The sequence below is a fragment of the Rhodovibrio sodomensis genome, from assembly GCF_016583645.1.
GTDB lineage: Bacteria > Pseudomonadota > Alphaproteobacteria > Kiloniellales > Rhodovibrionaceae > Rhodovibrio > Rhodovibrio sodomensis.
In genome coordinates, this window is sequence record NZ_NRRL01000082.1 from 7,501 (window position 1) to 19,002 (window position 11,502).

Genomic DNA, 11,502 nt, shown 5'->3' on the forward strand with positions numbered 1-11,502 from the left:
TACGGCATGCGCAAGCATCCGATCAAGGGCTACACGCGGATGCACGAGGGGGTCGACTTCGCCGCCCCGCGCGGCACGCCGATCTACGCCAGCGGCAGCGGGCGGATCGAGCGGATCGGCTACAACGGCGGCTACGGCAACTATATCCAGATCGACCACGGCCACGGCTTCATGACCGCCTACGCCCACATGCGCGGCTTCAAGAAGGGCTTGGACGGCGGCGACCGGGTCGCTCAGGGCGAGGTGATCGGCTACGTCGGCAACACCGGCCAGTCGACCGGCCCGCATCTGCATTACGAGATCCACAAGCACGGCGAACCGGTCAATCCGCGCAGCCTGGAGCTGCCGACCGGGCGCACCCTGACCGGGGCCGAGCTGGACCGCTTCAAGCAGGCGATGGCCGATATCGACCGGCTGCGCCAGCGCATCCCGGACACCGGCACCAAGGTCGCCAAGATCAATTGCCCGCAGGGCGACGGCTGCTGACGCGCGCTCGATCGCCAACGTCCGGGCGCGTCACCGCGAAACGCCCGCCGGGGCCGTCCCGGCGGGCGTTTTTGCGTGAAGCCGCCGGGCTGGCGGCGGCTACTCGGCGGCCGCCTGCGCGGCGGTGGCGCCCGCGCGCGCCCCGGCCTGGATCGTCAGGCCGGAGTCGTCGGCGCTGACGCGCACGGTGGTGCCGTCCCCGATCTCCCCGCGCAGCAGCTTCTCCGCCAGCGGGTTCTGCAGCTGGCGCTGGATCACCCGCTTCAGCGGGCGGGCGCCGTAGACCGCGTCGAAGCCGGCTTCGCCCAGCCAGTGCTTGGCCGTCTCGTCGAGCTCCAGCTGGATGTTCCGGTCGGCCAGCATGTCGTGCAGGCGCCGCACCTGAATATCGACGATTCCGCTCATCTCCTCCCGGGTCAGGGCGTGGAAGATCAGGATCTCGTCCAGCCGGTTGAGGAACTCCGGCCGGAACTGGCTGCGCACGATCTCCATCACCTGGTCGCGGACCTGCGGGCTCTCGATGCCCTGGGCGCCGCTGGCGGCGTTCTGGGCGATGATCTCCGAGCCCATGTTCGAGGTCAGGATGATCACGGTGTTGCGGAAGTCGACCGTGCGGCCCTGACCGTCGGTCAGCCGGCCGTCGTCCAGCACCTGCAGCAGGGTGTTGAAGACGTCGTGGTGCGCCTTCTCGATCTCATCCATCAGGATCACCTGGTAGGGCCGGCGGCGGACCGCCTCGGTCAGCGCGCCGCCCTCCTCGTAGCCGACGTAGCCGGGCGGGGCGCCGATCATCCGGCTGACCGAGTGCTTCTCCATGTACTCCGACATGTCGAGGCGCAGGAGCGCGCTCTCGTCGTCGAACAGGAACCGGGCGAGCGCCTTCGACAGCTCGGTCTTGCCCACGCCGGTGGGACCTAAGAACATGAACGAACCGATCGGCCGGTTCGGGTCCTGCAGCCCGGCCCGCGCCCGCCGGACGGCGTGGCTGACCGCTTGAATCGCCTGGTGCTGGCCGATCACCGACTTGTGCAGTTCGTCCTCCAGGCGCAGCAGCTTGTCGCGCTCACCCTCGAGCATCCGCTCGACCGGGATGCCGGTCCAGCGCGAGACCACCGCGGCGACCTCGTTGTCGGTGACCTCCTCCTTGACCAGCAGGCTGTCCTGTTCCGGCTCGCCGCTGGCGTCGCCACGCTCCTCGGCGGCCTCCGCGGCCTTCAGCCGGCGCTCCAGATCCGGGATCGTGGCATACATCAGCTCGCCGGCGCGCTCCAGCTCGCCGCGGCGCTGGGCCTGCTCGAGCTCGCCGCGCGCGCGGTCGAGCTCTTCCTTGAGCTTCTGCGCGCCGGCCAGCTTCTGCTTTTCCGCCTGCCAGCGCTCGGTCAGCGCCTTGGAGCGCTCCTCCAGATCGGCGATTTCCTTGGTGACCTTCTCCAGCCGGTCCTTGGAGGCCTTGTCGTTCTCCTTCTTGAGCGCAGCCTCCTCCATCTTCAGCTGGATGATCCGGCGGTCCAGTTCGTCGATCTCCTCGGGCTTGGAGTCGACCTCCATGCGCACCCGGCTGGCCGCCTCGTCGACCAGGTCGATCGCCTTGTCGGGCAGGAAGCGGTCGGTGATGTAGCGGTCCGACAGCTGCGCGGCGGCGACCAGGGCGTTGTCGGCGATCCGCACGCCGTGGTGCAGCTCGTACTTCTCCTTCAGGCCGCGCAGGATCGCGATCGACTCCTCGACCCCCGGCTCGGAGACGTAGATCGGCTGGAACCGCCGGGTCAGCGCGGCGTCCTTCTCGATGTGCTTGCGGTACTCGTTGAGCGTGGTCGCGCCGATGCAGTGCAGCTCGCCGCGCGCGAGCGCCGGCTTCAGCATGTTCGAGGCGTCCATTGAGCCCTCGGCGCTGCCGGCGCCGACCAGGGTGTGCAGCTCGTCGATGAACAGCACCACCTCGCCCTCGGACTGGGCGATCTCCTGCAGCACGCTCTTCAGGCGCTCCTCGAACTCGCCGCGGTACTTGGCGCCGGCGACCAGCTGGCCGAGGTCGAGCGACAGCAGCCGCTTCTCGCGCAGCGATTCGGGGACGTCGCCGTTGACCATGCGCTGGGCCAGCCCCTCGACGATCGCGGTCTTGCCGACGCCGGCCTCGCCGATCAGGACGGGATTGTTCTTGGTCCGGCGGGACAGCACCTGGATGGTCCGCCGGATTTCCTCGTCCCGGCCGATCACCGGGTCCAGCTTGTTGTCCTTGGCCTTCTGGGTGACATCGATGGTGTACTTGTCGAGCGCCTGGTACTGGTCCTCGGCGTTGGCGCTGTCGGCCTTGCGGCCGGCGCGCAGTTCCTCGATCGCCTTGTTCAGCGCCTGCGGGGAGACGCCGGCATCCTGGGTCAGCGCCTTGCCGGCGGCGGTCTCCTTCGCGCTCATGGCGATCGCCATCAAGACGCGCTCGACCGAGACGTAAGAGTCGCCGGCCTTCTGGGACAGCTTCTCCGCCTGCTCGAAGACCCGTGCCAGTTCCGGGGTCAGGTGGATCTGCCCCGCACCCGCGCCCTCGACCTTGGGGATCTTGCCGAGCTCGGCGTCGACGCGCGTCTCCGCCTGCCGGGCCTCGCCGCCGGCCTTGTTGATCAGGTTGGCGGCGAGCCCCTGCTCGTCGTCGATGATCACCTTGAGCAGGTGCTCCGGCGTCAGCTTCTGGTGGTTGGAGCGCAGGGCCAGTCCCTGGGCGGACTGCACGAACCCGCGCGCGCGTTCGGTGTACTTCTCGAAGTCCATCTCGTGCCCTCCTCGATCGCACCCTGATGTGAAACGTGGCGTGCGACGATGGTGTCAAAGGGGCGTCCGCACCCGTCTGTTCGCGGCGTGCGGCGCGTCGTCCGGCGTGCCGGCGGCCCGCGATCGTGCGCGACCGCCGTCAGCCGAGTCTTCGATATGGTGTTGCCTGTTTGCCACACAAGACAGTGCCGGCGTGTGACAGGCCGGCGTTATGCCGCACTTGCCGGGCGCCGCCGGCGCCGCCCGCGTTGACAGGCCGCGCACGCGCGCGGTTACCTCTCCGAATCGTCATGCCCTCTCCTCCAGTGGGAGGAGAGGGCCAGGGAGAGGAGGTTGCCCGCGGCATTCGGCCCGTGGCGCCTCCTCCCCTAGCCCCTCCTCCCACTGGAGGCGGGGAATTGTCGGGGGCGTGTTGTCGGGGCGGCCCCCGCTGTCGCACGGAAGTCAGGCGAAGGAACCCGCGCCTTGAGCACCACTGGCAAGATCGCGCGGCTGTGCCGCTATCCGGTGAAGGGCCTGTCGGCGGACCCGCTGGACCGGGTGACGCTGGAGGCCGGCCGGCAGATCCCGCACGACCGCCGCTTCGCGATCGCCCGCCCGACCACGCCGATCGACACCGCCGATCCGCAGTGGATGAAGAAGACGCATTTCCATTCGCTGATGCGCGACGAACGGCTGGCGCAGCTTGAGGCCCGGTACGACGCCGAGACCACGCGCCTGACCCTGCACCGCAAGGGCCGGCAGGTTACCCAGGCGGTGCTGTCCGACCCGATGGGCCGGATGATGCTGGGCCAGTTCTTCGCCGCCTTCCTGAGCGCCGAGGCGGGCGGCACGCCCAAGGTGGTGGATGCGGGCGCGCGCGTGCTGAGCGACCAGCCGGAGCCGGTGATCTCGATCATCAACCTCGCCAGCCTGCGCGACCTGGAACGCGTCGTCGGCCGCACCGTCGACCCCCGACGCTTCCGCGCGAACCTGTACCTGGAGGGGCTGCCGCCCTGGGTCGAACGCGCCTGGCCGGGCCAGCGCCTGCGGGCCGGCGACGCGGTCCTGGCGGTCCGCGAGGAAATCGACCGCTGTGCCGCGACCGAGGTGAACCCCGACACCGGCGAGCGCGACATGAAGGTGGTCAAAGCCCTGCAGCGCGGCTTCGGCGACATCAACTGCGGCGTCTTCGCCACCGTGGAAACGGGCGGCGAGATCGCCGTGGGGGATACGGTGACGGTGGCTGGCGGGTAGCCCCATCCGGTCCTTGGGAAAAGTCCGACCGGCGCCGTCACCCTGTGACCGCCGTCACCGCCGGGCGCGAGCGCCTACGTCAGTATCGTTAACGTGATGGTGACCCCAGGCGCAGGCAGTACCGCCGAGGACGGGAGTGCCCGCCATGATCGCCCAGGCCCTGATGACGACCTACGTGCTGCTGGCCAGCCTGATGCTGGCCTCCCCCTGGCTGGTATTCGCCGGGACCTACCTGAGCCACTAACCGAGCCCGTGAGAGATTCAGGCGCCCCCCAACTGATTCCCCTCCTCTAATGGGAGGAGGGGCTAGGGAAGGAGGGTGCCCGCGGCCGAGAGCGTGCTTACCTCCTCTCCCTGACCCTCTCCTCCCAGTGGAGGAGAGGGGACCCGCGGCGTCGGCGGTCGAGGCACGGCACTGGCGTGCGAATGGCTCGGGGCCGACGACCCGCCGCCCGCTACTCCGCCGCCTGCTCCAGCGCCAGCTGGACGCGGATCAGCTGGGGGTCGTCGGGGGCGTGCTTGGACTGGAAGCCGAGGTCCTTGCACATCTGCAGCATGGCGCGGTTTTCCGCCAGCACGTCGCCGGTGATCCGGCGGACGCCGCGGTTCCGGGCGTAGCCGATGATCTCCTGCATCAACAGATAGCCAAGCCCGCGGCCCTTCAGGTCGGAGCGCACGGCGACCGCGTATTCCGCCTCGATGTTGTCGGGGTCGCAGGTGATCCGGACCACGCCGTGGATGTCCGCGTCGTCGTCCGGCTTGACCGCGACGATCGCCATCTCCCGGTCGTAGTCGATCTGGGTCAGGCGCGCGGCGAAGGCGTGGCTGAGCTCCTTCATCGGCGAGAAGAAGCGCAGGCGCATGTCCTCCGGCGTCATCCGCTTGAAGAAGGCGCGCAGTGCGGGCTCGTCCTCCGGGGTGATCGGGCGCAGGAACTCCGGCGTGCCGTCGCTCAGCGGCTGGGTGCGCTCGAGTTCCTTCGGGTAGGGGCTGATCGACAGCCGTTCGGCGCCCGCGACCTTGGGCTGCTGCACCTTGATCCGGGCGTCGAGCGCGACCACGCCGTGCTCGTCCGCGAGCAGCGGGTTGATGTCGAGCTCGGCCACCTCCGGGCAGTCGATCACCAACTGACTGACCATGTTGAGCGCCCGGGCGACGGCGTCGATGTCCGCCTTCGGGTGCCCGCGGTAGCCCTGCAGCAGGCCGTGCACGCGGGTGCTTTCGATCATCCCGCGGGCCAGGTTCATGTTGAGCGGCGGCAGCGCCAGCGTCTGGTCGCGGCGGACCTCGACGGCCGTGCCGCCGTGGCCGAACATCATGACCGGGCCGAACTGCGCGTCCTCGGTCGCGCCCACGATCAGCTCGTGGCTGTCCGGCCGGTTGACCATCTGCTGCACGGAGAAGCCGTCCAGGCGCGCGTCCGGGCGCAGCTCCTGGATGGTGTGCTGCATCCGCTGGGCGGCGTGGCGGACCTGCTCGGCGTTTTCCAGGCCGAGCTCGACACCGCCGACGTCCGACTTGTGGGTGATGTCGCCGGAGATCACCTTGATCGCGACCGGATAGCCGAGCTCGTCGGCCGCGGCGACGGCGCTTTCGACGTCCCCGGCGATCCGGGTGTCGACGATCGGCACGCCGTAGGCCTTCAGGATCTGCTTGGCCTCCGGCTCGCTGGACCATTCGCGCCCGTCCTCCAGCACCTTCCTGAGCGCGGCGCGCGCGCTTTCGGTGTCGGCCGGGCGCTGGTCGGGGATCGACGGCGGGGTCTCCATCAGCTCGTGCTGGCTGCGCCGGTAGCGCACCAGGTGCAGGAAGCCGCGCACCCCCTCCTCGGGCGTGTCGTAGGTCGGGATGCCGCGCTCGGCGAACAGGCTGCGCGCCTCGCGCGCCGCGCCCTCGCCCAGCCAGGCGGTGAACACCGGCCGGCGCCGGCCGCCGATCGTGCGCACCACCGCGTCCGCCGCGTCCTTCGGATCGGCGACCGCGACCGGGCAGTTCATCACCAGCACGGCGTCGGAGTTCTTTTCCTCAAGCAGGATCTGCAGCGCGTCGGCGTAGCGCTTGCCCTGGGCGTCGCCGATGATGTCGACCGGGTTGCCGCGCGACCAGGTGGCTGGCAGCACCTGGTCCAGCTTCTGGATCGTCTCGTCGGACAGGTCGGCCATCTTGCCGCCGCCGCCGATCAGCGCGTCGGTCGCCAGCACGCCCAGACCGCCGCCGTTGGTCAGGATGGTCATGCGGTCGCCCTTGATGGTGGGCGCGGTCGCCAGTGTCTCGGCGGCGTCGAACAGCTCGTGCAGGTCGTAGACCCGCAGCATGCCGGCCCGGCGGAACGCGGCGTCGTAGACCGCGTCGGAGCCGGCGAGCGCGCCGGTGTGCGAGCTGGCGGCCTTGGCGCCCTCGGCGAAGCGGCCGCCCTTGATCACGATCACCGGCTTGGTGCGGCTGGCCGCGCGCGCGGCGGACATGAACTTGCGCGCGTCGGTGATCGCCTCGACGTAGAGCAGGATCGCGCGGGTGTTCGGGTCGTTGCCCAGGTAGTCGAGCGTGTCGCCGAAGTCGACGTCGCTCATGTCGCCGAGCGAGACGACGTGGCTGAAGCCGATGCCGCGCGGCGTCGCCCAGTCGAGCATGGCCGTCACCATCGCCCCGGACTGGGTGACGAAGGCGAGGTTGCCCTTGTTCGGGGAGATGTGCGCGAAACTGGCGTTGAGGCCGAGGTCCGGCAGCATCACGCCGACGCAGTTCGGTCCCAGAATGCGCAGGGTATAGGGGCGCGCGGCGTCCAGCAGCTGCTGGCGGCGGCTCTGCCCCTCGGCGTTGCCGCCCTCGCCGAATCCGGCGGTCAGCACCACGACCGCGCGCGTGCCCTTCTCGCCCAGCGCGCGCACCGTCTCCGCGACGGCGTCCGGCGGGGTCGCGATCACGCCCAGGTCGGGCACGATCGGCAACTCGGCGACCGACTTGTAGGCGAGCACGCCCTCGATCGAGCGGTGCTTCGGGTTGACCGGCATGATCGGACCGTCGAACCCGCTGTGGAACAGGTTCTTCGCCACCACCTGGCCGACCGAGTGTGCCTTCGTGCTCGCCCCGATCAGCGCCACGGACTGCGGCTTGAAGGCTTTGTCCAGGTTCCGGATGCTCACCGCGCGCCTCCCGCTCTCGCTTGCGCCTGCGCACCGGGCCGCCGGCCAGCGCGACATGCCCGGCGGCCGAATCGGCCTTGAAAGATTTCGCTCCGGCCTTTTCAGGAGACGGCAAGACGCAGGCGGACGGTTGCCTGAACCTGCCGCGACCTTGCCCTCGACGGCCTTGCTGCACCGCACAACGTAAGGGCGCTTTCGGCCGGGGGCAAGCCTGCAACGTGCATGTTGCGGCGCCGTAACGCGGCGGCAACAGACGGCGCCGGGCGTGGGATGCCTCGGGGCTTCATGACCGCCGGCGGCGCTGACGGTGCTGGCGGTGGCGGACGTAGCCGATCAGCATGAACAGCGCGAGCGCGCCCAGGCTGATCGGGAAGATCAGCAGCAGCACGGGCACCGAGCTCAGCACCACGATCACCACCCCGAGCGCCAGGGCAGCCCCGCCCAGCACGAACGCGGTCCCCGCCGCGTAGCCGGCGAATTCCCGGAAGTCCATCGCCTGCCTCCAGCCCTGACCCGCACGGCCGTTCAACGGCGGCACGCCGGCGTGCCGCGTCACCGTCCAGGTGGTGCCTCCGGCGCCCGGCCTGAACCCCGGTTGGCTACAGCGCCGTCACCGCGAACCGCGTGCCTGGCTCGACGAGCGCGTCCTGCGCCGCCGGCAGGGCGAGTTCGCGCCGGCCGGCGTCGCGCGTCGCCTCCAGCACGCGGTGGATCGCGTTGCCGGCGGCGGCAAGCGCCTGGTCGGGGCCGGCGCCGCGGGTCAGGTGCGCGGCGACCAGCCCGGCGAGGGCATCCCCGGCGCCGTTCGGCGCGACCGGGAAGGTCAGGCGCGGCACGCTGAGCGCCCAGGCGCGGTCCGTGGTGACCGCCAGCAGGCCCAGGCTGTCGGCACCTTCCGGAATCGAGGTCACGATCACGAGATCGGGCCCGATCGCCAACAGCTCGCGCGCGGCCGCGAGCGCGTCGTCCCGGCCGGCGACCGTGCGGCCGGTCAGCCAGCCGAGTTCGAAGGCGTTCGGCGTCACCACGTCGGCCATCGGCACGACCGTGGCGGCCAGCGCCTGCGCGACCTCGCGCCCGACGTAGAGGCCGGGCCCGCTGTCGCCCATCACCGGGTCCGCGATCACGAGCGCCCGCGGGTTGGCGGCGCGCAGGCTGCGCGCGGCGTGCGCCACCACCGCCGCCTGATCCGCGGCGCCAAGGTAGCCGCTGAGCAGCGCGTCGGTTCCGGCCAGCACGCCGCGCGCGGCCACGCCGTCGACCAGCGCCCGCAGGTCCGCCGCCGGCACGACGCGCCCGGTGCAGGCGCCGTACCCCGGGTGGTTGGACAGGGCCACCGTGTCGATCTGCCAGGCCTCCACCCCCAGCCGGCGCAGGCACAAGCCGGCGGCGTCGTTGCCGACGTAGCCATAGGCGACGTGGGAATTGAAGCAAAGCACGGGCATGGCGGCTTTACGCGGTCCTGATTTTCGGGTGTTGGCAGGCGCTGCGGTTCCGGCGGACCCGGGCGGCGGCGGGCGGGTCGCCGCCACCTTGCCACGTGGGCCACGTCGTTTATAGTCGCGCCAGGAATGCCGCAGTGCAGCATAACCGACTGCGCGTTGCGGCCTCGCAGCCGGGCGGCGCGATCAGGAATGCAAGGAGGTGTCACGCATGACCGACCAACCGGCCGCGCGTCCCAGACGCAGCGTGCTCTACATGCCGGGGTCCAACGCCCGGGCGCTGGAGAAGGGCAAGACCGTCGCCGCCGACGCGCTGATCCTCGACCTGGAGGACGCGGTCGCACCCGACGCCAAGGAAAGCGCGCGCGACCAGGTGGTGCAGGCGGTACGTCACGGCGGCTACGGCCACCGCGAGCTCGCCGTGCGGGTCAACGCGCTGGACGGTCCCTGGGGACCGGACGACGTCACGGCGGCCGCGGCCTGCGGCGCCGACGCCCTGCTGCTGCCGAAGGTCGAGAGCGCGGCGATGGTCCAGGACCTGGAAGCGCGCATGGACGCCGCCGGCGCGCCCAGGGAGATGGCGATCTGGACCATGATCGAGACGCCCAGGGGCGTGCTCAACGCCCAGGAGATCGCCGCCGCGAGCGACCGGCTGTCGGTCCTGGTGATGGGCACCAGCGACCTGGTGAAGGACATGTTCGCCGAGCACACCGCCGACCGCGCCCCGGTGGTCGGCGCCTTGTCCTGGTGCGTGTTGGCCGCGCGCGCTTACGGCCGGGCGATCGTCGACGGGGTGCACCTGGACCTGAACGACGCCAAGGGCCTGGAAGCGCAGTGCCGCCAGGGCCGTGAACTGGGCATGGACGGCAAGACGCTGATCCACCCCAAGACGGTGGAGGCCGCCAACCGCGCATTCGCGCCGTCGCAGGCGCAGATCGACCAGGCCCACCAGGTGATCGAGGCGCACGCCAAGGCGATGCGCGAAGGCCGCGCGCTCACCGTTCTGGACGGTCAACTGATCGAAACCCTTCACGTCGAGAACGCCCGGCGGGTCGTCGCGCTGGCGGAAGCGATCGAGCACCGCCATGCAGCCTGACTCGCACGGCCAAGCGCGGGAACGCCAAGCCGCCGAGATGACCAAGCAGATCCAGGGCAACTATTTCGAGGACTTCCGGCTGGGCCAGGAGCTGCGCCACGCCACCCCGCGCACGGTGACCGAGGGGGACCAGGCGCTCTACCTGTCGCTGACCGGGGCGCGCTTCGCCCTCAACAGCTCCGCGGCGGCCGCGCGCGAGGTCGGGTACGACGGCCTGCCGCTGGACGACTGGCTCGCGTTCCATCTGGTGTTCGGCAAGTCGGTGCCCGACATCTCGCTCAACGCGATCGCCAACCTCGGCTATGCGGAGGGGGTGTTCCGCCAGCCGGTCTATCCGGGCGACACGCTTTCCACCGTCTCGGAGGTGATCGGGCTGAAGCAGAACTCCAACGGCAAGACCGGCACGGTCTACGTCCGCTCCCGCGGCGCCAAGGCCGACGGCACGCCGGTGCTGGACTACGTCCGCTGGGTGATGGTGCGCAAACGCGATCCGGACAGTCCGGCGCCCGAGCCGCACGTGCCCGAACTGGCCGAGGCGGTGCCGGCCGCGCAGTTGGAGCTGCCCGCCAACACCAATTTCGCCAAGTTCGACACCGGCCTGACCGGCCAGCCGCACCTGTTCGAGGATTTCGTCCAAGGCGAGCGGATCGACCACGTCGACGGCATGACGGTCGAGGAGGCGGAGCACCAGATGGCGACCCGCCTCTACCAGAACACCGCGCGCGTTCACTTCAACCAGCACCAGGAGTCGCAGGGCCGGTTCGCCCGGCGGATCGTCTACGGCGGGCACGTCATCTCGATCGCCCGGGCGCTGAGCTTCAACGGCCTGGGCAACGCGATCAAGGTGGCCGCGATCAACGCCGGCCGGCACACCAAGCCCTGCTTCGCCGGCGACACGGTCTACGCCTGGTCGGACGTGCTGGAGACGATGGCCCTGCCCGGCCGCGGCGACGTCGGCGCGCTGCGGCTGCGCACCATCGCGACCAAGGACCGGCCCTGCGCCGACCACCCGCTGACCGACGCGGACGGCAACTACGACCCGTCCGTGATCCTGGACCTGGACTACACCGTCCTGATCCCCAGGCGCGCGTAGCGGCGGCGATGCAGTCCCCTCTCCTCCGCTGGGAGGAGAGGAGGTTGCCCGCGGCATTCGCGCCCGTGGTCCCTCCTCCCCTGGAGCAAGATGCTGAAAGGTGAAGCCATTATTCTTACTGCGTCACAAACGAAGTGGAGTTGGCGCTGTTTCGGTGCGAATCGGCGTTTCGATAGCGCGGTGACAACAAGGACATCGAGGCAATAGGCGCGCAAGATTGTGAGCGATCAGCAGCCTCAG

The 11,502-nt window shown here is 70.3% G+C and carries 8 protein-coding genes (1 of these 8 only partly in view); 4 read left to right on the top strand and 4 right to left on the bottom strand.

Annotated elements, in window-relative coordinates:
- Positions 1–486, top strand: partial view of a peptidoglycan DD-metalloendopeptidase family protein gene (locus CKO28_RS29185; RefSeq protein ID WP_200342587.1) — the 3' portion only. It extends 897 nt beyond the left edge of the window; only the last 486 of its 1,383 coding nucleotides appear in the window; the start codon falls outside the window, past its left edge; its stop codon occupies positions 484–486.
- A 99-nt stretch (positions 487–585) separates the two neighbouring features.
- Here CKO28_RS29185 and clpB read toward each other — a convergent pair whose 3' ends face one another.
- Positions 586–3,252, bottom strand: a complete 2,667-nt coding sequence (gene clpB / locus CKO28_RS20020; protein ID WP_200342588.1) for an ATP-dependent chaperone ClpB — start codon at positions 3,250–3,252, stop codon at positions 586–588.
- 465 nt (positions 3,253–3,717) lie between these two features.
- Here clpB and CKO28_RS20025 point away from each other — a divergent pair, with 465 nt between their 5' ends.
- Positions 3,718–4,488, top strand: coding sequence for an MOSC domain-containing protein (locus CKO28_RS20025; RefSeq protein ID WP_200342589.1), 771 nt, complete (start codon positions 3,718–3,720; stop codon positions 4,486–4,488).
- A 455-nt stretch (positions 4,489–4,943) separates the two neighbouring features.
- On the opposite strand, the gene CKO28_RS20030 is transcribed toward CKO28_RS20025, so the two are convergent.
- From CKO28_RS20030 to pdxY, 3 genes are all read right to left on the bottom strand, one after another.
- Entirely contained in the window at positions 4,944–7,631 is a 2,688-nt protein-coding gene (locus CKO28_RS20030) for a GNAT family N-acetyltransferase (RefSeq protein WP_200342590.1), read from the bottom strand.
- Between the two features lie 283 nt (positions 7,632–7,914).
- Positions 7,915–8,124 carry a hypothetical protein gene (locus CKO28_RS20035; protein ID WP_200342591.1) on the bottom strand — a complete coding sequence of 70 codons (210 nt, stop codon included), beginning with the start codon at positions 8,122–8,124 and terminating at the stop codon, positions 7,915–7,917.
- Positions 8,125–8,230: 106 nt separating this feature from the next.
- Positions 8,231–9,076, bottom strand: a complete 846-nt coding sequence (gene pdxY, locus CKO28_RS20040) for a pyridoxal kinase PdxY (RefSeq protein WP_200342592.1) — start codon at positions 9,074–9,076, stop codon at positions 8,231–8,233.
- A gap of 208 nt (positions 9,077–9,284) precedes the next feature.
- On the opposite strand from pdxY, the gene CKO28_RS20045 reads away from it, so the two are divergent.
- Both CKO28_RS20045 and CKO28_RS20050 read left to right on the top strand, forming a co-directional pair.
- Positions 9,285–10,169 carry an HpcH/HpaI aldolase/citrate lyase family protein gene (locus CKO28_RS20045; protein ID WP_200342593.1) on the top strand — a complete coding sequence of 295 codons (885 nt, stop codon included), beginning with the start codon at positions 9,285–9,287 and terminating at the stop codon, positions 10,167–10,169.
- 37 nt (positions 10,170–10,206) lie between these two features.
- Positions 10,207–11,262 (top strand): MaoC family dehydratase, encoded by a 1,056-nt coding sequence (locus tag CKO28_RS20050; RefSeq protein ID WP_200342594.1) that lies wholly within the window; start codon positions 10,207–10,209, stop codon positions 11,260–11,262.
- Positions 11,263–11,502: the final 240 nt, after the last annotated feature.